This is a genomic window from Curtobacterium sp. NPDC090217 (assembly GCF_044746705.1).
Lineage (GTDB): Bacteria > Actinomycetota > Actinomycetes > Actinomycetales > Microbacteriaceae > Curtobacterium.
This window is the reverse complement of sequence record NZ_JBIVCR010000001.1, coordinates 1,136,866-1,158,058: the sequence shown is the minus strand read 5'-3', so window position 1 is coordinate 1,158,058 and position 21,193 is coordinate 1,136,866. Positions and strand designations below refer to the sequence as shown.

Genomic DNA, 21,193 nt, shown 5'->3' with positions numbered 1-21,193 from the left:
CGCCGCGCGCCCCCGCTCAGCGCGTGAACGCGAAGGCGATGAGCGCCATCGTCACCAGGAAGCCGGCGAGGTAGTTGATCCACAGGAACCGCTTCCACCCCGCGTTCGCCGACTCGGCGCCGTCGTCCGTGACGTTCCACCACGGCAGCACGTTCAGCGCGTACGGGATCACGACCACGGCGGCGATCGGCCCCGGGAACGCCGAGAACAGCAGCGCGATCCCGGCCACCACGTACGCCACGAACGCCAGGCGTACGGTCGCCCGCGCACCGATCACGGTCGCGACCGAGCCGATCCCGCCGGCCCGGTCGGCGAGCACGTCCTGCACGGCGCCGAACGCGTGCGAGGCGACGCCCCACAGGAAGAACGCCACGCACACGGCGACGAGCTGCCCGGTCCAGTGCGTCCCGGCGAGCGCGAGCCCGTAGACCGCCGGCGACACGAAGTGCGTCGACGACGTCAGTGAGTCGAGGAACGGCTTCTCCTTGAACCGCAGCCCCGGTGCCGAGTAGGCGATCACCGCGAAGACGCTGATCGCGAGGACGAGCCACGACCACGGGCCGCCCAGCAGCACGAGCGCGACGAGGAACGGCACGTTCGTGATGACGACCGCCCAGAGTGTCGTCCGGTGGACGCTCTTGTCGAGCAGCGCCCCCTCGACGCCGCCCTTCCGCGGGTTCCGCAGGTCGGACTCGTAGTCGAAGACGTCGTTGATGCCGTACATCGCGAGGTTGTACGGCACCAGGAAGTACACGACGCCGATCAGGAACGCGAGGATCGAGAAGTGCTCCCCGCTGCCGAGCAGGTAGGCGGCGCCGAACGGGTACGCGGTGTTCACCCAGCTGATCGGACGCGACGAGGTGAACAGCGCGCGCATGGTGGACTGCCGGGAGGCCGGGGTCGCCGTCATCGGTCGTGCTCCTGTCCGGTGGATGGCTGGGTCTCGTGGTCCGTCCCGTGGCTGCGGTCGAACAGCACCCAGAGGCTCGGCAGCAGGACGACGGCCGCGATCGAGTACGCCAGGTCCTCGATCGGGATCGCCCCGATCTTCACGCCGCTGATGAGCGCCGGGTCGTAGGCGACGACGCGGAGCGTGACGATGACGTTGTCGAACACGATCGTCATCACGAGCAGCACGACACCGGCGACGAGCCCGGTGACCACGCCCGTGCGGCGTCGGCGGTGGACGTCGCGCCCGAGCCGGCGCTGGCGACGTGCCGCGACCACCGCTGCCACGATCCCGACCACGGCGACGACCCCGAAGAACGGCAGGCTGAGGAGCGCGTACGCGCCGGAGCCGGTCACCGGTCCCCCGCCCGATCGAGCGCCCGGGCCACGCGGGGCCGGATGAACCCGATCAGGTTCATCGTCGTGTAGCCGAGCAGCAGCAGGAAGAAGACCTCTTCGAGCGGGACGTCCGGCGCCAGCAGGACGCCGGTCAGCAGACGCTGCTGCCCGATGAAGAAGATGCCGAGCCCCACGCCCGCGGCGTCCCAGATGAGGAAGAACGCGACACCGACCGCCATCACGGCCCCGGCCCGCCACGGCGCCCGCCAGAAGAACAACCGGAAGCGCGCGTCGAGCACGGTCATCCCGGTGAGCGCCACGAGGAGCCCGAGGAGGTACAGCCCTGGCATCAGGTCGTCGCGGCCGGGGTCTTGGTCGGAGGCGGCGGCGTGGTCGGCGTCCGCCGCGGCGCGCGCTTCGGCGGGCGGGGCGGTGCACCGTCCGCACGCTCGAGCGGCGTCGGCAGCGGCTCGGTCGAGGTGTCGCCGTGTATGCGCTTGAGCAGTACCTCGGCGCTGATCAGGCACATCGGCAGCCCGATGCCCGGGATCGTCGAGGACCCCGCGTAGTAGAGCCCCTCGACCTTCTCGGAGGCGTTGCCCTCACGGAAGAACGCACTCTGCTTGAGCGTGTGCGCCGGCCCGAGCATCGAGCCGCTCCACGCGTTGAAGTCGTCCGCGAAGTCCCGGGGGCCGATCGTCTTGCGCACCCGGATGCGGTCGCGGAGGTCCGGCACGCCCGACCGTTCGGCGACGACGTCGATGGCGTGGTCCGCGATCTGCTCGACCTCGTAGTCACCCGCGCCGTCGACCCCGCCCTTGCCGATGCCGACGTCGGCGGGGAGCGGCACCAGGATGAACAGGTTGCTCGATCCCCGCGGTGCGACGGTCGGGTCGGTCTCGGACGGGGCGCAGACGTAGATCGACGCGGGGTCGGGCACGTGCCGGTCGTCACCGAACACCGCGCCGAAGTTCGCCTTCCAGTCCGCGGTGAACACCAGCGTGTGGTGCAGGAGCCCCGGCACGGGGCCGTCGACACCGAGGTAGACGAGCACGGCGGAGGGGCCGGGGTCACGCTTCTTCCAGTGCGACTCGTCGTGCGTCCGATGCTCGCGGTCGAGGAGCTGCATCTCGGTGTGCCGGAGGTCGGCGGCGCTCACGACGACGTCCGCCGGTGCGACGTGCTGCGCGCCACGACGGTCTCGGTGCACGACGCCGGTGACGTGGCCGCCCTCGACCTGGATCCGCTCGACCTTGGCGCCGGCGATGATCTGCGCCCCCTCGGCCCGGGCGACGCGTTCGACGGCCGCGATGACCTCGGTGATGCCGCCCTTCGGGTAGAGCACCCCGTCGGCGAGGTCCAGGTGGCTCATCAGGTGGTACATGCTCGGTGCGGCATACGGGCTCGTGCCGAGGAACACGGCCGGGTATCCGAGGATCTGCCACAGGCGACGATCCCGCACGGCGGACTCGGCGAACGTCGACAGCGGCTCGATGAGCAGCCGCGCGAGCTTGCCCATGCGGAGCAGCACGTCGGGGGCCGCGAGCTTCCGGAAGTCCTGGAACGTGCCGTACAGGAAGCGCCGGACGGCCATCTCGTACGTCTCGGCAGCGGAGTCGAGGTACTTCGCCATCCGGGCGCCGGCCCCCGGCTCGATCGACTCGAACAGCGCGAGGTTGTCCTCGCGGGAAGCCCGCAGGTCGATCGGGTCGTCGTACCCCTCGCTGTAGACGCGGTACCCGGGGTCGAGCTTCACGAGGTCGAGCTGCTCCTCGGCGCTGGTGCCGAGCAGCTGGAAGAAGTGGTCGAACACCTCGGGCATGAGGTACCACGACGGCCCGGTGTCGAACCGGAAGCCGTCCCGCTCCCACGACCCGGCGCGGCCGCCGAGCTGGGTGCGCTGCTCGAGCACGGTGACGGCGAAGCCGTCCCGCGCCAGCAGCGCGGCGGACGCGAGTCCGCTGATGCCGCCGCCGATCACGACGGCGCGACGGACGGGGACCTTGCGTGCAGTGGACGGCTGGTTCTTCGGACTGGAGGCTCGTGGCGGGGTCATGAGGAGCCTCCCGGCTGGGTGGTGGTGACGGTCCGGGACTGCAGCGGCGCGCGACCGGCGAGCACCTGCGCGGCGAGCCGCGCCTTGACGGGGTTCGGGACGCGCACGCGCGTCGTGATCAGCCGGTCGGCCGGCGTGGCCGCGATCCGGTCGTTGAGCTCCTGGAACAGCGCGTGCGCGAGGCCGACCGCCTGTCGGGCGTCCTTCGGCAGCAGCGGCACGGTCCTGGCGGCGGTGTCGAGGTCGGCCTGGACGTCCGCGACGAGTCGGTCCTTCGTGGCCTCGTCGAACGTCCGCACGTCGACACCGGGGAAGTACGACCGGCCGAGCACCTCGAAGTCGGCGTGCAGGTCGCGGAGGAAGTTCACCTTCTGGAAGGCGGCACCGAGCGCCCTGGCACCCTCGACCAGCACGGACTCGTCGAAGGTCGGCCGTCCGGCGCGGTACACGAACGCGCGGAGGCACATCAGCCCGACGACCTCCGCCGAGCCGTAGACGTAGGCGTCGAACGAGGCCTGGTCGTGCTCGGTCTGCTCGAGGTCCATCCGCATCGAGGCGAAGAACGGGGCCGTCAGCTCCGCGCCGAACCCGATCGTCCTGGCGGTCCTGGCGAACGCGTGCACGACCGGGTTCACCGAGAACCCCAGGCGCATCGCGCGTTCGGTGTCCGTCTCGAGCTCGTCGAGCACGGTGCGGGCGAGGTCCGGTGCGAGCCCGGCCTCGGTCGCGGGGCCGTCCACGACCTCGTCCGCGACGCGGACCAGCGCGTAGACGTTCCTGATGTGCTCCCTGGTGTCCTTCGTGAGCAGGCGCGACGCCAGGCCGAACGACGTCGAGTAGCGCTCGATGACGACGGAGGACGCCGCCTCTGCCGTGGCGTCGTAGAGCGGGAGCCGCGCGGTGTGCGTGCTCCCGGCGTTGCTGGAGGTCACCGGACGCGCTCCACCAGCTCGGACACGAGCGTCTCCAGCCGGTCCGCGAGGTCGTACGGCAGGGCTGCGAGTTCGGCGCGGGCCAGGGCCGTGTGCTCCTCGACCCGTGCGAGGGCAGCATCCCTGGCCCCGCACGACGTCAGGAGCGCGCGCATCGCACTCGCACGTTCCTCGGTCAGGTGCGGGTCCCCGAGGTACGCCGCGAGCTCGGCCCAGCAGTCGGTCGTGGCGGCGTAGGCGATGAGCATGGTGCGCTTGCCCTCGCGCAGGTCACCGATGGCGGTCTTGCCCGTCGCGGCCTCGTCCCCGAAAACCCCGAGCAGGTCGTCGACGATCTGGTAGGCGATGCCGATCTCACGGCCGAAGGCCCCGAGCGCGGCGACGATCGACTCGTCCGCGCCGGCGAGCACCGCACCGGACTGCAGCGGCGCCTCGAACGAGTACACACTCGTCTTCGCCCGCTCCATCTGGAGGACCTCGTCCACCGTCGGCATCACGCCGTGGCTCAGGTCGACGTCAGCCATCTCCCCGGCGGCGCTGGCGAACACGGCGTCGTCGAACAGGTCGAGCAGGCGGGTGCGACGGTCGCCCGTGACGCCGCTCGACTCGATGAAGCGCGGGGCTCCGGCGAGCGCCAGGTCCCCCGCGATCACGGCGGCGCTCATCCCCCGGTGCTCGGCGATCGGCAGCGGGAGCCCACCCGTCGTGCCCGTGTCGCGGAAGGCTCCTGCGACGTTCGGCTGCCCACGGCGGGACCAGTCCCGGTCGATGACGTCGTCGTGCACGACCAGCGCGGTGTGCAGCAGCTCGTACGCGGCCGCGATGTGCGACGCGGCGTGCATGTCGTCGCCGCCGAGCCCGGCGTACGCGGTGAGCACCATGCGCGGGCGGAAGCGCTTGCCACCCATGCTCGCCTTGCGGAGCACCCGCCAGAGTTCCTCGGACGGACGCCCGAACGCCTGTGCCCTGCCCGAGGACACCGTGAAGAAGCGCTCGAGGCACGCATCGACCAAAGCGAGGTCGATCGGCGCCACGGTGGCCGCTTCGTCCGTCATGCAACTAATCTATCGAGACAGATGAACCAATTCCCGGAAACCGTGGTGCTACTCGCCGACGACCGTACCCCGATCGGCGTGGCGGACAAGTTCACGGTGCACACAGACCACACGCCCCTCCACCTGGCGTTCAGCTGCCACGTGACCAACGAGGCGGGCGACATCCTCGTGACCCGTCGTGCGCTGGCGAAGAAGACCTGGCCGGGGGTGTGGACGAACTCGTTCTGCGGACACCCCGGTCCCGACGAGTCGTTCGAGGACGCCATCGCCCGCCGGGCCGCACGCGAGCTGGGCATGACGCTGCACGGCATCGAGGAGGTCCTGCCGGACTTCCGCTACCGCGCGGTCGACGCGTCCGGCATCGTCGAGAACGAGGTCTGCCCGGTGTTCCGTGCGGTCGCCGACCACGACCCGGAGCCCGCCGACGACGAGGTGTCCGAGTGGGTGTGGCTCTCGGAGGAGAAGCTGCGCGCCGCGGTCTCGGCAGCGCCGTTCGCGTTCAGCCCATGGCTCGGCTGGCAGCTCGCCGAACTGCCGGTCCGCGCGCTCGACTGACCTCGCAGCGGAACCGTGGCGTCCGGGGCGGGTGCCGCGGACACCACGGTCCGTGTCACGGCGTCGTCAGAGCCACTTCGTCGCGGTGCACGACGGGTAGCTCGGGAACCCCTGGTACACGAAGGTGAACCGGTTCTCGATCGACGCCCCGCTGGCGACGTTCGCCGTCACCGTGGCGCCGAGACCGTGCCACCCGCCATCGGACAGCAACTTCGTCTTCTGGACGTACGCGCCTCCGTTGACCTCGAGCGTCACCTCGCCATCGGAGTTCGTGTTGCCGTGGGCCGGCGACAGCCGGTACTGGTCGATGGTCGCTCGGTACGTCGTGCCGGTGCGCTCCCACGACACCTTCGCTCCGCCGCCGGGGCTGCCGCAGCTCACCTCGAAGCTGCCGGTGGCAGTCGGTGCGGAATCTGCGACCGCGGGCCCTGCGGTCATGCCCACGAGCAGGGCAGCCGACAGTGCCGACGCGACGAGGCCGTTCCGGACGAGTGATGCGTTCATCAGATCTCCTTCGATCAGCGTGACCGAGATGTCACACTGAAACATCAGCACACCCGGGAGTATTTGGGAATCGCGGACGACAGGCGTACGCTCGGCGGTTGGCTGCGGGACACCCCGCGGCACAGGACGAACCAGAAGGGCAGGTGAGGCGCGATGTCGGGTGACCATCCTCGCGCGGGCCGGCTGACCCTTCCGGTCGCCCCCGTGCCCGTGTCCTAGATCCACCGCCCCGCAGCGGTTCTCCCGCGCGGACTCGCGCCTGCCTGCTCCCGACCGAAGGAGCACAGCATGGCAATGATCGACAACGCGATCTACGTCGACGGACGTCGCGTCGAGTCGTCATCGACCCTGTCGCTCGATGCACGACGGGACTGCGACCTCGCGTGGATCGGGCTGCTGCGCCCGGACCCACGTGAGCTCGAGTCCGTCGCGACGGAGTTCGACCTGCACGAGAACGCCGTCGAGGACGCGATGAAGGGCCACCAGCGCGCCAAGCTCGAGCGCTACGGCGACACCCTGTTCGTGGTGCTCCGTCCGGCCTGGTACGACGCGGACCAGGGCACGGTCGAGTTCGGCGAGGTGCACCTGTTCGTCGGCGACCGCTTCGTGGTGAGTGTCCGGCACGCCGACCGCCCGGACCTGGCCGCCCTGCGCGCACGCGTCGAGCAGGACCCGGAGTTCCTCGCGAAGGGCTCGGAAGCCGTCACCGCCGCGGTGCTCGACGAGGTCGTGGACGGCTACGCGCCGGTCGTCGAGGTGCTGCAGGACGAGATCGACGAGATCGAGGACCAGCTCTTCGCCGGCCACGTCGCCGCCGACGTCTCGAAGCGGATCTACCAGCTCCTCAGCGAGGTCCTGGCGTTCCAGCGTGCGACGAAGCCGGTCCCCGCGATGGTGAAGGGGCTGCTCCGCGGCGCCGACAAGTACGCCGTCGACGAGGACGTCCAGCACCGGCTGCGCGACGTGATGGACCACGCGCTGCGGGTGACCGAGCGGATCGACTCGTTCCGCGCCCTGCTCGAGAACGCCCTGACCCTGCACTCGACCCTGGTGTCGCAGGAGCAGAACGAGGCGATGCGGCGGATGACGAGCGCGAGCCTGGCGCAGGGCGAGGAGAGCCGGCAGCTCGCCCGTGCCGCGCACCAGCAGGGCGAAGAGGTGAAGAAGATCTCATCGTGGGCGGCGATCCTGTTCGCGCCGGGGCTCATCGCCGGCGTGTACGGGATGAACTTCGACCACATGCCCGAGCTGCACTGGCGGTACGGCTACCCGGCCGCGATCGTCGCGATGCTGGCCCTGGCCGGCGTGCTGTGGGTGGTGTTCCGCAAGCGCAACTGGCTCTGACGCGCCGCCGAAACGCCGCCCAGCTGCTGAGACACCTCCGGAATCGGGGGTGTCTCAGCAGCTCGGAGGTGTCTCAGGCGCTCGGGGGTGCATCAGCAGCACGACAACTCAGGTGGCGCCGAGCATCCGGACGTGCATAATGATCTGGCTCGGAATGTGAACGTGCACATGGGCGTGCCAGCAGACCGAGCGGGAACGAGTAGCAATGGCGTCGACGCGGGCACAGCAACCGCGATCGCCCTCCATCCGCGATGTCGCGCGGGTCGCCGGGGTGTCGCACCAGACCGTGTCGCGGGTGCTCAACAACTCGGACGCGATCCGCGCCGAGACACGGGAGCGCGTGGTCGCTGCCATGGAGCAGCTGCAGTACCGACCGAACCGCGCCGCACGCGCGCTGGTGACGAGCCGGACCCGGACGATCGGGGTGCTGACGGCACAGCGCTCGCACTACGGCCCCGCGGTCACGATGCAGGCGATCGAGGACTCGGCCGTCGCGCGCGGGTACTCGGTCACGACGGCGAACATCGCCGAGCCGACCGACGCCGCAGTACGCGACGGGCTCGGGCACCTGCTGGACCAGGACGTCGAGGGCATGATCGTCATCGCGCCGCAGCAGCGTGTGTTCGACCTCATCGAGGAGCTCGGCGTCCGGACGCCGTACATCACGCTGCGCTCGAGCATCGGCGAGGACCCGACGGCGCTCTGGGTCGACCAGATGGAGGGCGCGCGCCTGGCCACGGCGCACCTGCTCGACCTCGGCCACGAGTACATCAGGCACATCGCGGGACCGCAGGACTGGATCGAGGCCGACGCCCGCATGCAGGGCTTCCTCCGCGAGATGTCCGACCGCGACAAGCCCGTGCAGCCGCCGATCCTGGGCGACTGGACCGCGGACTTCGGGTACCACGCCGGCCGCGAGCTCCTTCGATGGCGGGACTGCACGGCGGTGTTCTGCTCGAACGACGCCATGGCGCTCGGGGTGATGCACGCGGCGCGGTCGTACGGGCTCGACGTGCCGGGAGACCTGTCCGTGGTGGGGTACGACGACATCCCGGAGGCGAAGCACTTCTGGCCGCCGCTGACCACCGTGCAGGTCGACTTCGCGGAGCTCGGGCGACGCTGCGTGGACCTGCTCCTCCCCCACGAGGGCGATGTGCTCCGCCCGATCGAGATCGTCCCCCAGCTGGTGGTCCGCGCCTCCACGAGCGCGCCGCGGCACCGCGGGTAGCGGGCCGTTCCGCGCGTAGAAGGCCGTTCCGCGCGTAGGAGGCCGTTCCGCGCGTAGGAGGCCCTTCCGCGCGTAAGAGGTCGGAATATTCGACCTCCTACGCGCGATTCGGCTCCCTACGCGCGATTCGGCCCACGGCCGAGACCGGCCAGAACGGCGCACGGGAGGCTCGTGGCCAGGCCGCCACGAGCCTCCCGTCCGATGCCCGCCACGCCGGGGAAGCGACCCCACATCGAGGGTCACCGTGCGGCCCGACGGCGCGGAACTGCGGGCCGTTACCGAAACGCGACCAATCCGAATTGACACCCGCGCCGACGCCGTGCGTAGTATTACCTCCGTTCCAGCCGATGTGACCGTTCACATGGACCGTCACACAGACTGGGACACCGGACGCGACAACGAAGTCCACACAGACCTCTGTGCCTTCGCTGCCGCTCGCAGAACCACCGAAGGACTGCCGCACCGAAGCGGCAGAAGGAGATGCACAGTGGCGTCAAACCCGATCGACACCGGACTCGAGACCCGGTCGATCACCGCACCCGAGACCATCCTCGAGATGCGGTCGATCACCAAGGAGTTCCCTGGTGTCAAGGCCCTCGCGGACGTCTCGCTCACGGTCCGCGCCGGTGAGATCCACGCGATCTGCGGGGAGAACGGTGCGGGCAAGTCGACCCTCATGAAGGTCCTGTCCGGCGTCTACCCGTACGGCACCTACACGGGCGAGATCGTCTACGAAGGCGAAGAGGTCCGCTTCAAGGACATCAAGCAGTCCGAGCAGGCCGGCATCGTCATCATCCACCAGGAGCTCGCGCTCATCCCGGAGCTCTCGATCACCGAGAACCTGTTCCTCGGCAACGAGCCGAGCCGCTTCGGGGCGATCGACTGGACCACGGCCCAGCTCCGCGCCCAGGACCTGCTCGCCCGCGTCGGCCTCGCCGACGACCCGGACACGCAGATCAAGAACATCGGCGTCGGCAAGCAGCAGCTGGTCGAGATCGCCAAGGCCCTGCACAAGGACGTCAAGCTCCTCATCCTCGACGAGCCCACCGCGGCGCTCAACGAGAACGACTCGCAGCACCTGCTCGACCTGATCGTCGGTCTGAAGGCCAAGGGCATCTCGAGCATCATCATCAGCCACAAGCTCAACGAGATCGAGCAGATCGCCGACAGCATCACGATCATCCGTGACGGCAAGGCCATCGAGACGCTCAACGTCAAGGCGGACGGCGTCAACGAGGACCGCATCATCCGCGGGATGGTCGGCCGCTCGCTCGAGTCCCGCTTCCCCGACCGCACCCCGAAGATCGGCGAGACCTTCTTCGAGGTCCGCGACTGGACCGTGCAGCACCCGCTCGACTCGTCCCGCCTGGTCTGCAAGGGCTCGAACTTCCACGTGAAGCGCGGCGAGATCGTCGGGTTCGCCGGGCTCATGGGCGCCGGCCGCACCGAGCTCGCGATGAGCATCTTCGGCCACTCCTACGGCACGTTCCTCGGCGGCCAGGTCTTCAAGGACGGCCAGGAGATCAAGCTCAACAACGTCCAGCAGGCGATCGACGCCGGACTCGGCTACGTGTCCGAGGACCGCAAGGCCCTCGGCCTGAACCTGCTCGACACCGTCAAGCGCTCGACGGTGTCCGCCGACCTGCACAAGATCTCGAAGGCCGGCGTCGTGGACTCCCTCGAGGAGTACGACGTCGCCGAGAAGTACCGGAAGCTGCTCCGCACGAAGGTGCCGAGCGTCGAGGAGAACGTCGGGAAGCTCTCCGGCGGGAACCAGCAGAAGGTCGTCCTGTCGAAGTGGATGTTCACCGACCCGGACCTGCTCATCCTCGACGAACCGACCCGCGGCATCGACGTGGGCGCGAAGTTCGAGATCTACGGCATCATCCAGCAGCTCGCGGCCGAGGGGAAGGGCATCATCCTCATCTCGTCCGAGCTCCCCGAACTCCTGGGCCTCTCCGACCGGATCTACACGATCTTCGAGGGCCAGATCACCAACGACGTACCGGCCGACCAGGCCGATCCGGAAACGCTCATGCGCAGCATGACCTCCGCGCGGAAGGGCGCACTCGCGAAATGAAGAACCTGAGACTGCTCTTCGGCAAGGGCAACAGCATCGGCCAGTACGGCATGATCATCGCGTTGATCGCGATCCTGATCATCTTCTCGATCACGACGAACGGGCTCATCCTCGAGCCCACGAACGTCATCAACCTGTTCCTGCAGTACTCCTACATCCTCATCCTGGCGCTCGGCATGGTCATGGTGATCATCGCCGGTCACATCGACCTGTCGGTCGGCTCGGTCGCGGCGGTCGTCGGCATCGTCGTCGCTCAGTCGATGGCCGTGTGGCACTTCCCGGTGTGGGCCGCGATCATCCTCGGCCTGGTGTGCGGCGCCCTGATCGGTGCCTGGCAGGGCTTCTGGGTCGCGTTCGTCCGGGTCCCCGCGTTCATCGTGACGCTGGCCGGTCAGCTGATCTTCCGTGGTGCGAACCAGATCATCGGCAACTCGACCTCGGTCCCCGTCCCGGACGGCTACACCCCGATCGGCGCCGGCTTCCTCGGCGACTTCGGGCCGGACTTCGGCTACAGCAACGGCACCCTGCTCATCGGCCTCGTGACGATCGCTGCCCTCATCATCATCGAGGTCCGCGGACGCGCCCGCCGCCGGAAGATGCAGGCAGAGGTCCCGCCGCTGTGGGTCTCCATCGTCCGCACCGGTGTCCTCGTCGCCGTCACGCTCGTCGCGACGTACCTCTTCGGCGCCGGCCCCGTCGGCACCTCGGTCCCCGTCGTCGCGATCATCCTCGGCGTCCTGACGATCATCTACGGCTTCGTCACGAAGAACACGATCTTCGGTCGCCAGGTCTACGCCGTCGGTGGCAACGCCAACGCCGCGGTCCTCTCCGGCGTCAGCGCCAAGAAGGTCAACTTCTTCGTCATGATGAACATGTCCGTCCTGGCCGCGATCGCCGGCATGGTCTTCGTCGGGTACTCGGGCGCCTCCGGCCCTGCTGACGGCACCGGCTGGGAGCTCGACGCGATCGCCGCCGTGTTCGTCGGTGGTGCAGCGGTCGCCGGTGGTGTCGGCACGATCTCCGGGTCGATCATCGGTGGTCTCGTCATGGCGCTGCTGTCGAACGGCCTGCAGCTCATGGGCATCGAGTCGAACAAGGTGCAGATCATCCGTGGTCTCGTCCTGCTCGTCGCCGTCGCCTTCGACGTCTACTCGAAGTCGCAGGGGCGTCCGTCCCTGATCGGCGGCATGATGCGGCAGTTCCAGCGCAAGGACACCGAACAGAACACGGTGGCCGCGCAGCAGCCGAAGTCCATCGAGGACCAGCCCGAGAAGATCACCCTCCCCTAGCTCACCCACTCCCCACAGCGGGGCTCCGGCCCCATCCCTCCTCAACGAAGAGAAAGCAATCACATGCGCAAGAAGATCGTCGCCGGCCTCAGCCTGGCGCTCATCGCGGGTCTCGCCCTCAGCGGCTGCTCCGCACGTGGCTCGGACTCCGGCAGCGGTTCCGACGCGACCATCAAGAAGGGCGACCTCATCGGCGTCGCGCTCCCGGCGAAGACCTCGCAGAACTGGGTCCTCGCGGGTGCCGCGTTCAAGAAGTCGATCGAGGACGCCGGCTTCAAGGCGGACATCCAGTACGCCAACGCCGGCAGCCCCGTCCCGGACCAGCAGTCGCAGATCTCGGGCATGATCACCAAGGGTGCGAAGGCCGTCATCATCGGTGCGGCCGACGGCTCGCAGCTCACCTCGCAGGTCAAGTCGGCGAAGTCCTCTGGTGCCGTCGTCATCGCCTGGGACCGCAACATCCTGAACACCAAGAACGTCGACTACTACGTCGCGTTCAACAACTACAAGGTCGGCCAGCTGCAGGCCAACGCGCTCCTCAAGGGCCTCAAGGAGAAGAAGGGCAGCGGGCCGTACAACGTCGAGCTCTTCGCCGGTTCGCCGGACGACGCAAACGCGACCGTGTTCTTCAACGGTGCGATGAGCGTCCTGCAGCCGAAGATCGACGACGGCACGCTCAAGGTCGTCTCGGGTCAGACCACGTTCGGCAAGGTCAACACGCAGGGCTGGCTCGCGCAGAAGGCCCAGTCCCGCATGACGGACCTGCTGTCGCAGTACTACACGGGTGACACCAAGCTCGACGGCGTCCTGTCGCCGAACGACACCCTCGCCCGCGCGATCCTGACCGCGACCAAGGCCGCCGGCAAGGAGAACCCCGTCGTCACCGGGCAGGACTCGGAGACCGCGTCGATCCCGCTCATCATGAGCGGCGAGCAGTACTCGACGATCTACAAGAACACCACGGAAGAGGCCCAGGCGGCCGTCGACCTGGTCTCGACGCTGGCCAAGGGCGACAAGCCCGACACCAAGATCGACAAGACGAACAACTACAACGGTGTGAAGACGGTCCCCGCGATCGAACTCACCCCGGTGCTCGTCACCAAGGAGAACGCGGTCGAGGCCTACAAGGGCAACGACACCCTCGAGAAGCTGGCCGAGGCCGGCAAGTAAGCAACACAGCACCCGACAGGGCCCCGTCCGCCTCGCGGACGGGGCCCTGTCCCGTTCCCGGCCTGCGGGCCCGGGGCGTCGCGCCCGGCCACGAACATCGCGCCCGTTCGCGACGGGGCGCGATGTCCGCACCGGGGTGCGAACCAGCCGGCCGCCACCAACCGTCGGACGGGAGGCTCGTGGCGGGCCCGCCACGAGCCTCCCGTCCGGAGCGCGCGAGCCGGGGCTAGCCGTGGCGGGCACGCAGGCGGCGCGCCGCCTCGCAGAGGTGCGGGACGTCCACCCGCGCGGTCCCGAGCACGATCGCCGGCGTCGTGTCGAAGTAGCGCCGGGTGAGTCGTTCGCCGAGGAGCGAGACGCGCGACCACGGGATGCCCGGCTCGCCGGCCGTCACCGCCACTGGGAGCATCCGCACGGCCTCGCCGATCTCGACGAGGCGCATCCGGACGGCGTCGTAGACCAGGTCCTCCGGCAGCGACGTGTCCGAGACGTACCGGTCGATGACCCCGCACGCCCGGATGACGTCGTCGAGCCGCTCCGGGACGTCGCGGTTCACAGCGGCACCGCGTCCCGGACGACGTCCTCGCCCATGCCGGCCGCCGCGACGACGTCGACGCGCACGCCGAGCACCTGCTCCGCGGCGTCCTGGATGCGCATGAGGGCGAAGATCCCGAGCCCCGGGCGCAGGTCCACCATCAGGTCGACGTCGCTGTCCGGACCGTCCTCGCCCCGGGCGACGCTGCCGAACAGCCGCGGGTTCATCCCGCCGAGTCGCGTGATGACCTCGAGCAGCTCGAGTCGGGCGGCGGCGACCCGTTCGCGGAGCGGCGGCGGATCGGCGACGGGCTCCAGGTCGATGACGGTCATGAAGCCCGCGGCGAAGAGCAACCGCTGGAGCGCCGCGAGGGACGGCTCGCGTCGACCGTTCTCGTAGGTGCTGATGACGCTCTGCGTGACGCCGGCCCGCTTCGCGAGCTGGACCTGGGTCAGCTCGGCACGGAGTCGCGCGTCACGGATGAGGTCGGCCGCGGACAGTCGGTCCGCGGGTCGTGCAAGGACACCTGACATGACGCCACGATACACAAGATGAAAAATTTCGTATCATCTCGCGCACCGATCGTTCTGCCCTGCGTGTCGGATCGGGGCGTGTGGGCCGTCCGCGAGGACGTCAGTCGCGGACGGAGACGTCCGTCCGGTGGAAGTTCTGCGCCGACCGCGACGGCGTCGGGCCACGCTGGCCCTGGTACCGCGACTGGTACTCGGCGGAGCCGTACGGCTTGTCCGCGGGGCTCGACAGCTGGAAGAAGCAGAGCTGCCCGATCTTCATGCCCGGCCAGAGCTTGATGGGCAGGGTCGCGACGTTCGAGAGCTCCAGGGTCACGTGGCCGGAGAACCCGGGGTCGATGAACCCGGCGGTCGAGTGCGTCAGGAGTCCGAGACGGCCGAGCGAGCTCTTGCCCTCGAGCCTGGCGGCGATGTCGTCGGGGAGCGTGACGACCTCGTACGTCGACCCCAGCACGAACTCACCTGGATGCAGCACGAAGGCCTCGTCCGGGTCGGTCTCGACCAGACGGGTGAGGTCGGGCTGGTCCACGGCCGGGTCGATGTGGGGGTACTTGTGGTTGTCGAACAGCCGGAAGAACTTGTCGAGGCGCACGTCGACGCTCGACGGCTGGACGAGCGAGAGATCGCGGGGATCGAGGCCGATCCGGCCTGCGGCGAGCTGGGCGGTGATGTCGCGGTCGGAGAGCAGCACGGTACGGAATCCTAGCGGGCACAGGCGCTCCCCCGATATGCTGCTCGGCTGCCCTGCAGACGGCACGGGCGGCGGAAGGAACCACACCGTGTACCGCGTCGTCGAACTCGACGTCCCCGCCACCATGACCGACGACCCTGCGAAGGTTCGGGCGTTCCAGGAGTGGGTCGACGTGTCGAACCGCTCCGAGGTCGCCGTCCACGGCCTCGCCGAGCTCGCCTGGAAGGCCGAGGAACAGCTCCCCCTGCAGCACGATCCGGAGGCACCGAGCCGCCTGTTCGTCGTCCGGGACGAGACGGCGGACTCCGAGGACGGGGGCATCGTCGTCGCCGCCGGCGCGTACGACTCGAAGACCGCCGAGGGCACCCCGAACTGCTGGATCTCGATCGGCGTCGACCCCGAGCACCGTCGCCGCGGGATCGGCACCCTGCTCGCCGACCACATCGAGGGCATCGCCCGCGCCGAGGGCCGCACCCAATGGAAGACCTACGCGGTGTCGCGGCAGGTCGGTCCCGCTGCCGGCCCCGGGTACGTCGTCGCCCCGACCGGGTTCGGCGCCGTCCCCGCGGACGAGCCAGGGGTCCGCTTCCTGACCGGCCGAGGCTGGCGCTTCGGCCAGGTGAACCGCATCAGCCGGCTCGCGCTGCCGGCAGACCACTCGGTGGTGCAGACCCTGCACGAGCGGGCGTCGACCGCGGCAGGTCCCGACTACCGCGTGCACTCCTGGACGGGTCGCACGCCGACCGAGTGGCAGGCGGGCATCGCGCTGCTCGAGACCCGGATGAGCACCGACGCACCAGAGGGCGACATGGAGGAGCCGGAGGACGTGTGGACCGTCGAGCGGCTGCAGGAACACGAGGAACACCTCGAGGACTCCCCCAGGACGTTGCTCACCGTCGCGGTCGAACACGTCCCGAGCACCACCCTGGTGGGTTTCACGCAGCTGTCCGTGCCGGATGACCGCGATCAGCCCGTGTTCCAGTGGGACACGCTCGTCCTCCGGGAACACCGCGGGCACCGGCTCGGCTGGCTGCTCAAGGTCGTCGGGATCGAGACGGTCGAGCGGGACCACCCGGGGCACCCGTCCATCGTGACGTTCAACGCGGAGGAGAACCGGCCGATGCTCGACGTGAACGAGGCGGTCGGGTTCGTCGGCGTCGGCAGCGAGGGGATCTGGGAGCGCAAGGTGTGATCAGTCGGCAGCGCCTACCATGGAGGGTCCGCGGTCTCGCGGACGCAAGCGTCCCCGGAACAGGTCGATGACCGTCACGTCACCCGAAACACAGCCTGGAGGCTCGGCGCCGGAATCGGCGCCCGTCACCGCTCGTACATCCACCGTCGCGACCGTGCTCGCCATCGCGATCCCGCTCGCGGTCGGCTGCTCGATCCTCGGCATGACCGTGACCGGCGCGTTCACGGCGAGCCAGCAGCTCGTGTCGGCCGGTGACCTCGTGCAGTACGGGCTCCCCGTCGCGCGGGTGGTGCACGACACGATGGCGGCGCTCACGATCGGGCTGCTCATCGTCGCCGCGTTCGCGCTCCCCGCGCAGAAGAAGGACCACGGCGCGATGTCGAGCGTCCAGCACCGGGCGGTCCGGTGGGCGGCGACGACCGGGGCGATCTGGTTCCTCGCCGCCGTCGTCAGCCTGGTCTTCACCGGGGCGAACACCCTCGGGGCCCCGCTGACGAACTCGGTGTTCGCGCGGAACTTCATGCTCTTCGCGTTCCAGGTCGAGATCGGGCAGGCGCTCGTCGTGTCGGCGGCCGCGATCCTCATCGCGACGGTGCTCGCGGCGTTCGCGACCCGGGTCACGACGCTCGCCGTGGCCACGGTCGCCGGGCTCTTCGCGCTGCTCCCCCTCGCGCTCTCCGGCCACGCCGCCGGGTCACTCGAGCACGCCAACGCGGTCAACTCCCTCGCGATCCACCTCATCGGGGTGTGCGTGTGGGCCGGAGGGCTCGTCGCGGTCGTCGCACTGCGCACCAGGACGAAGGGCGCCACCGGACGCATGGTCGCCCGGTACTCGACACTCGCCGGGTGGTCGTTCGCCGCCGTGGCGTTCTCGGGCATCGTGAACGCGTCGCTCCGCCTGACCGGGCCGCTCGACCTGTTCACCACGACGTACGGCTGGCTCATCACCGTCAAGGCGTCGATCCTGATCCTGCTCGGGCTCGCCGGTGTCGTGCAGCGACGGAAGCTCGTGCCGGCACTGCTGCGCTCCCCGCTGGACCGCCGGTCGTTCACCCGGTTCGCCCTCGCCGAGATCGTGTTCATGGCCGTCGCCATCGGCGTCTCCGTCGCGGTGTCCCGGAGCCAGCCGCCGATCCCGCAGACCCCGGAGACCGGCGAGGACACCCGCTCGGGCCTCATCGGCTACCCGTACCCGCCGACGCAGACACTGCACACCTTCCTGACGCAGTGGCACATCGACTGGGTGTGGCTCGCCCTCGCCGTGGTCGGTGCCGGCTGGTACCTCTTCGCCGTCCGGAAGCTCCGGAAGCGCGGCGACAAGTGGCCGGTCGGCCGGACGATCTCGTGGCTGCTCGGCTGCGCGGTGTTCATCTGGACGACCTCGGCCGGTCCGTCGGTCTACGGCATGATCCACTTCTCGTCGCACATGATCCAGCACATGCTGCTGATGATGTTCGTGCCGCTGCCGCTCGTGCTCGGCGGCCCGGTACTGCTCGCGCTGCGGACCCTGCCGGTCCGGAACGACGGCTCGCGCGGCGCCCGGGAGTGGCTCATGCTGTTCGTGCACTCGCGGTACATGCAGTTCATGGCGAAGCCGGCCGTCGCCGGGGTGATCTTCGCCGGGTCCCTCGTGGTGTTCTACTTCACCGGTGCGTTCCAGGCCGCGATGCAGTCGCACGAGTGGCACGTGGCGATGGTCGTCCACTTCGTGCTGAGCGGCTACCTGTTCTTCTGGGTGTTCGTCGGCATCGACCCCGGTCCCAAGCGCCCGCAGTACCCGATCCTCATCATCGCCCTGCTCGCGACCCTGGCGTTCCACGCGTTCTTCGGTGTCGCCGTGATGACGTCGGAGTCGATCTACGCCGTCGACTGGTTCCACGCCCTCGGGCAGACGAACGACGCCGCACTCCTCGCCGACCAGCACACCGGCGGGGGCATCGCGTGGGGTGCATCCGAGCTGCCGATGGTGTTCGTGGCGCTGCTCGTGGTGCGGAACTGGGTGAAGTCGGACAAGCGCGACGCGAAGCGCCTCGACCGCCAGGCCGACCGCGACGGGGACGCCGAGCTGAAGGCGTACAACGAGCGCCTGTCCGCGATGAACCGCGACTGACACGGCCGCACGGGCTGTCCGCTACCGGGGTCCGGCTGTCCGCCGGTCAGTCACCGTGGACGATGCAGACCGCGTCGAGGTCGAGTGCGGCCTCGAGCGCAGCCGCGATCCCCGACTCGCCGTCCGACCCGGCAGGGGTCACGGTGTCCACCCACCACAGCGGGGTTCCGAGGGTCGGGGCATCCGGGAGGATCCGCTCCACCTCGTCGAAGGAGTCGACCCGGCGGACGCCGAGCACCGTGATCACCGGGTGTTCCTGGTCACGGCAGACCTGCATCATCGGGCCGTCGTCGAGTGCCCGCACACCCCACGTGTCGTCGTGGAGCAGCAGCGCCTCGGCGACCTCGCGGATCTCCACCTGTTCCCGGCAGAGCAGGGTCACGTCACGGGGCACCGATGCCACCGTGCCGACCGCCGGCACTGACGTGCCCGTCGAGCGTTCCCTCGTCGTGCGCCGGGTCGAGCGGAGCACCGCCGACCAGCTGGAGGAAGCGGTCCTCGTCGATGCGGTCGAGGAACGACTCGAGCGCCGTCCAGCCGTCTTCGAGCCGGACGATGAGTCCCTGCCCGCCTCCGTCGACCGCAGCACCGGCGCCGAACGTCGAGGTCGAGGTGTGCGGCGGCGGCCACACGGCACCTCGGTCGAGGAACCCGGCCGCCTCCGGTCCGACCACGACGGCGAGCGGTGCCGGTTCGCCGTGCGACACGGCACGGACGAGGTGGTCGGCGTCCCCACGTCGCTGCATGACGACGCCGAACACCGGGACGACGTCCTCGGCAACGCGGTGCACGGCCTCGAGCAGCCGGTCTGCGAGCTCCGGGTCCGCCCCGTCCTCCGGGATCGTCAGGACGGCGGACATGGTCTCGATGACGACGCCGTCGGTGAGGTGCGCGGTCATGGTCGCGGAGAAGCCGTCGCCGACGGCGTACGAGGTGCTGACGCCGGGCGACTCGTGCTTGGCGTACTGCGTGACCACCCAGCGGTCCCACGGCACCGACAGCGGTTCGGCAGTCCCCCAGCGCGTCGGACAGGTACCGACCGTGTGGCACAGGGCCTCGATCGCGGACCCGATGTCGATCGCCCGCTCGTCGTGGTGGCGCAGCGTGAGGTCGATGCTGATCTGGCGCACCGAGTCACCGGCGACCGGGTGTTCAGGGGACGGTGTCCCGAGCAGTTCCGGCCCGCGCTCGACGAAGTCCTCGACGCCGGCGGCACGGACACCGGTCCGGCCGTCGCGGAGGCTCCCGTCGAAGTCCCGCACCGCCCACGCGGCACCGTGCACGCCCAGGGCGTGGCGGAGCGCCGGCGTGAGCGCAGCCTGCGGCCCGGTCCGGAGCACGACCATGCGTTCGGCAGCGGACGCACGCCGCAGCAGCGAGGCCAGCGCCTCGGTCAGCCACACCACCTGCGAGTCGGAGTCGACCACGATCGCGGGGCCGACGACGTCGTCGATGAGGGGATGTCTGACCATCCGGGTCCTCCTCGGTTCGGGGTCGCTGGAACTCCCTGGACGGTACACACGCGTCCGACACCTGTCCGTCAGGCGGGCGGGCTCACAGAAGAGACACGGGCACCGGACGGGAGGCTCGGGTCGGCCCCGGCACGGCGGCACACGGCACGCGGTCGGCTGGCTTCCAGGCGAGAATCCGGTATGGTTGTCGAGTCCCGCTGAGCGGGCACGCGAGTGTAGTTCAATGGTAGAACTCCAGCTTCCCAAGCTGGTAGCGCGGGTTCGATTCCCGTCACTCGCTCCACAGGTCCCCGTGGTCGTCCTCGGGTACCAGTCCCCTACCGCCGGGCCGCCAAGAGCCCCAGCCGCTCCTCCGTCTCGGTGTCTGCCGGCAGGTGCACCAGCAGTCGCAGCCCTGGATCGGGTTCGAGCCACGTGGTCGCGACGTCGAACCGGAGCCGTCCGACCCGCGGGCTGTCGTAGACCTTGTGTCCGGTCCGCGGTTGCAGCACGTCGTGGCGATGCCAGAGCTCGACGAACCGCGGGGAGGCGGCGCTCAACCCGGCGACGAGCGCGGCGCGGCGGTCGGCGAGCGGTTCGATCTCGCTCTGCGACCGCAGCTGCGCGACCATCCGTCTGGTCACCGACTCCCAGTCCGGCATCGCGGCACGCCAGTCCGCGTCGGTGAACGCCAGCCACATGGTGTTCCGCTCCGTCGTCGGCAGCGCGTCGAGGTCCGTCACGAGGTGCCCGAAGGACGCGTTGTGGGCGACCACGTCGAAGCAGCCGTCCTGGACGTACGCCGGAACCGGGGACAGCCGCTCGATCAGCCGCACCACCACGTCGTCCACACGTGGTCGACCGTGTGACGAGGGCGTCACTCGGTACCCGCCGAGGTGCATCACGTAGGCCAGCTCGTCGTCATCGAGTCGGAGCACGCGACCGACGGCCCGCAGCACCTGCTCGGACGGGTGGATGTCACGCCCTTGCTCGAGCCACGTGTACCAGGTGACGCCGACGCCGGCGAGTTGGGCGACCTCTTCACGCCGCAGCCCGGGTGTGCGCCGACGTCCACCGGGGGCGAGGCCGATCTCCTGCGGCGGGATCCGTCCGCGACGCGACCGCAGGAACGCTCCGAGCTCGCGAAGTCGAGTGTCCACGACCTCATCCTGCCCTTGGGGAGC

At 69.6% G+C, this 21,193-nt stretch carries 21 protein-coding genes and 1 tRNA gene; 9 read left to right on the top strand and 13 right to left on the bottom strand.

Annotation, left to right across the window (positions count from 1 at the left end; all coding sequences use genetic code 11):
• Window positions 1-16 precede the first annotated feature (16 nt).
• From ACIPJ2_RS05865 to ACIPJ2_RS05840, 6 genes are read right to left on the bottom strand one after another with little or no spacing between them, the layout of a single operon-like run.
• Window positions 17-910, bottom strand: coding sequence for a prenyltransferase (locus ACIPJ2_RS05865; protein WP_402727970.1), 894 nt, complete (start codon window positions 908-910; stop codon window positions 17-19).
• Complete coding sequence (locus tag ACIPJ2_RS05860; protein WP_402727969.1) at window positions 907-1,305, bottom strand: lycopene cyclase domain-containing protein; 399 nt, start codon at window positions 1,303-1,305, stop codon at window positions 907-909. Before ACIPJ2_RS05860 ends, ACIPJ2_RS05865 begins: the two co-directional genes overlap by 4 nt.
• Window positions 1,302-1,637, bottom strand: coding sequence for a lycopene cyclase domain-containing protein (locus ACIPJ2_RS05855; protein ID WP_402727968.1), 336 nt, complete (start codon window positions 1,635-1,637; stop codon window positions 1,302-1,304). The genes ACIPJ2_RS05860 and ACIPJ2_RS05855 overlap by 4 nt, the downstream gene beginning before the upstream one ends.
• Entirely contained in the window at window positions 1,637-3,343 is a 1,707-nt protein-coding gene (crtI, locus tag ACIPJ2_RS05850) for a phytoene desaturase family protein (protein WP_402727967.1), read from the bottom strand. The genes ACIPJ2_RS05855 and crtI overlap by 1 nt, the downstream gene beginning before the upstream one ends.
• Window positions 3,340-4,275 carry a phytoene/squalene synthase family protein gene (locus ACIPJ2_RS05845; protein ID WP_402727966.1) on the bottom strand — a complete coding sequence of 312 codons (936 nt, stop codon included), beginning with the start codon at window positions 4,273-4,275 and terminating at the stop codon, window positions 3,340-3,342. Before ACIPJ2_RS05845 ends, crtI begins: the two co-directional genes overlap by 4 nt.
• Window positions 4,272-5,330 (bottom strand): polyprenyl synthetase family protein, encoded by a 1,059-nt coding sequence (locus ACIPJ2_RS05840; RefSeq protein WP_402727965.1) that lies wholly within the window; start codon window positions 5,328-5,330, stop codon window positions 4,272-4,274. The genes ACIPJ2_RS05845 and ACIPJ2_RS05840 overlap by 4 nt, the downstream gene beginning before the upstream one ends.
• 21 nt (window positions 5,331-5,351) lie before the next feature.
• Here ACIPJ2_RS05840 and idi point away from each other — a divergent pair, with 21 nt between their 5' ends.
• Window positions 5,352-5,885 carry an isopentenyl-diphosphate Delta-isomerase gene (idi, locus tag ACIPJ2_RS05835; protein ID WP_402727964.1) on the top strand — a complete coding sequence of 178 codons (534 nt, stop codon included), beginning with the start codon at window positions 5,352-5,354 and terminating at the stop codon, window positions 5,883-5,885.
• Between the two features lie 66 nt (window positions 5,886-5,951).
• Here the strand turns inward: idi and ACIPJ2_RS05830 are convergent, their stop codons facing one another.
• The gene (locus ACIPJ2_RS05830) at window positions 5,952-6,389 is read right to left on the bottom strand and encodes a hypothetical protein (protein WP_402727963.1); all 438 of its coding nucleotides are present in this window, start codon (window positions 6,387-6,389) and stop codon (window positions 5,952-5,954) included.
• A gap of 288 nt (window positions 6,390-6,677) precedes the next feature.
• Here ACIPJ2_RS05830 and ACIPJ2_RS05825 point away from each other — a divergent pair, with 288 nt between their 5' ends.
• The 5 genes from ACIPJ2_RS05825 to ACIPJ2_RS05805 all read left to right on the top strand — a co-directional run bounded on the left by ACIPJ2_RS05825 (window position 6,678) and on the right by ACIPJ2_RS05805 (window position 13,500).
• Window positions 6,678-7,733 carry a magnesium and cobalt transport protein CorA gene (locus ACIPJ2_RS05825; RefSeq protein ID WP_402727962.1) on the top strand — a complete coding sequence of 352 codons (1,056 nt, stop codon included), beginning with the start codon at window positions 6,678-6,680 and terminating at the stop codon, window positions 7,731-7,733.
• A gap of 205 nt (window positions 7,734-7,938) precedes the next feature.
• Window positions 7,939-8,961 (top strand): LacI family DNA-binding transcriptional regulator, encoded by a 1,023-nt coding sequence (locus ACIPJ2_RS05820; protein ID WP_281266737.1) that lies wholly within the window; start codon window positions 7,939-7,941, stop codon window positions 8,959-8,961.
• A gap of 556 nt (window positions 8,962-9,517) precedes the next feature.
• Window positions 9,518-11,041, top strand: a complete 1,524-nt coding sequence (gene mmsA, locus ACIPJ2_RS05815; protein ID WP_402728320.1) for a multiple monosaccharide ABC transporter ATP-binding protein — start codon at window positions 9,518-9,520, stop codon at window positions 11,039-11,041.
• Entirely contained in the window at window positions 11,038-12,330 is a 1,293-nt protein-coding gene (mmsB, locus tag ACIPJ2_RS05810) for a multiple monosaccharide ABC transporter permease (protein ID WP_402727961.1), read from the top strand. The genes mmsA and mmsB overlap by 4 nt, the downstream gene beginning before the upstream one ends.
• Window positions 12,331-12,393: 63 nt before the next feature.
• Complete coding sequence (locus ACIPJ2_RS05805; RefSeq protein WP_402727960.1) at window positions 12,394-13,500, top strand: substrate-binding domain-containing protein; 1,107 nt, start codon at window positions 12,394-12,396, stop codon at window positions 13,498-13,500.
• A gap of 226 nt (window positions 13,501-13,726) precedes the next feature.
• On the opposite strand, the gene ACIPJ2_RS05800 is transcribed toward ACIPJ2_RS05805, so the two are convergent.
• From ACIPJ2_RS05800 to dcd, 3 genes are all read right to left on the bottom strand, one after another.
• Window positions 13,727-14,056 (bottom strand): DUF86 domain-containing protein, encoded by a 330-nt coding sequence (locus ACIPJ2_RS05800; RefSeq protein ID WP_281266734.1) that lies wholly within the window; start codon window positions 14,054-14,056, stop codon window positions 13,727-13,729.
• Window positions 14,053-14,568 carry a helix-turn-helix domain-containing protein gene (locus tag ACIPJ2_RS05795; protein ID WP_402727959.1) on the bottom strand — a complete coding sequence of 172 codons (516 nt, stop codon included), beginning with the start codon at window positions 14,566-14,568 and terminating at the stop codon, window positions 14,053-14,055. Before ACIPJ2_RS05795 ends, ACIPJ2_RS05800 begins: the two co-directional genes overlap by 4 nt.
• Before the next feature lie 100 nt (window positions 14,569-14,668).
• Window positions 14,669-15,256: a dCTP deaminase gene (gene dcd, locus ACIPJ2_RS05790; protein ID WP_402727958.1), complete on the bottom strand. Its 588-nt coding sequence runs from the start codon at window positions 15,254-15,256 to the stop codon at window positions 14,669-14,671.
• Between the two features lie 88 nt (window positions 15,257-15,344).
• Between dcd and ACIPJ2_RS05785 the strand changes: the two genes are divergently transcribed.
• Both ACIPJ2_RS05785 and ACIPJ2_RS05780 read left to right on the top strand, forming a co-directional pair.
• Window positions 15,345-16,448 (top strand): GNAT family N-acetyltransferase, encoded by a 1,104-nt coding sequence (locus tag ACIPJ2_RS05785; RefSeq protein WP_402727957.1) that lies wholly within the window; start codon window positions 15,345-15,347, stop codon window positions 16,446-16,448.
• A 154-nt stretch (window positions 16,449-16,602) separates the two neighbouring features.
• Window positions 16,603-18,558, top strand: a complete 1,956-nt coding sequence (locus ACIPJ2_RS05780; RefSeq protein WP_402727956.1) for a cytochrome c oxidase assembly protein — start codon at window positions 16,603-16,605, stop codon at window positions 18,556-18,558.
• Between the two features lie 46 nt (window positions 18,559-18,604).
• Here ACIPJ2_RS05780 and ACIPJ2_RS05775 read toward each other — a convergent pair whose 3' ends face one another.
• Both ACIPJ2_RS05775 and ACIPJ2_RS05770 read right to left on the bottom strand, forming a co-directional pair.
• Window positions 18,605-18,952: a hypothetical protein gene (locus tag ACIPJ2_RS05775; protein WP_281266729.1), complete on the bottom strand. Its 348-nt coding sequence runs from the start codon at window positions 18,950-18,952 to the stop codon at window positions 18,605-18,607.
• Window positions 18,942-20,030: a DUF6177 family protein gene (locus ACIPJ2_RS05770; protein ID WP_402727955.1), complete on the bottom strand. Its 1,089-nt coding sequence runs from the start codon at window positions 20,028-20,030 to the stop codon at window positions 18,942-18,944. Before ACIPJ2_RS05770 ends, ACIPJ2_RS05775 begins: the two co-directional genes overlap by 11 nt.
• A 209-nt stretch (window positions 20,031-20,239) precedes the next feature.
• Between ACIPJ2_RS05770 and ACIPJ2_RS05765 the strand changes: the two genes are divergently transcribed.
• Window positions 20,240-20,313, top strand: a tRNA-Gly gene (locus ACIPJ2_RS05765).
• 34 nt (window positions 20,314-20,347) lie between these two features.
• On the opposite strand, the gene ACIPJ2_RS05760 is transcribed toward ACIPJ2_RS05765, so the two are convergent.
• On the bottom strand, window positions 20,348-21,169 hold the full coding sequence (locus ACIPJ2_RS05760; protein ID WP_402727954.1) for a helix-turn-helix transcriptional regulator: 822 nt from the start codon (window positions 21,167-21,169) through the stop codon (window positions 20,348-20,350).
• Between the last annotated feature and the right edge of the window lie 24 nt (window positions 21,170-21,193).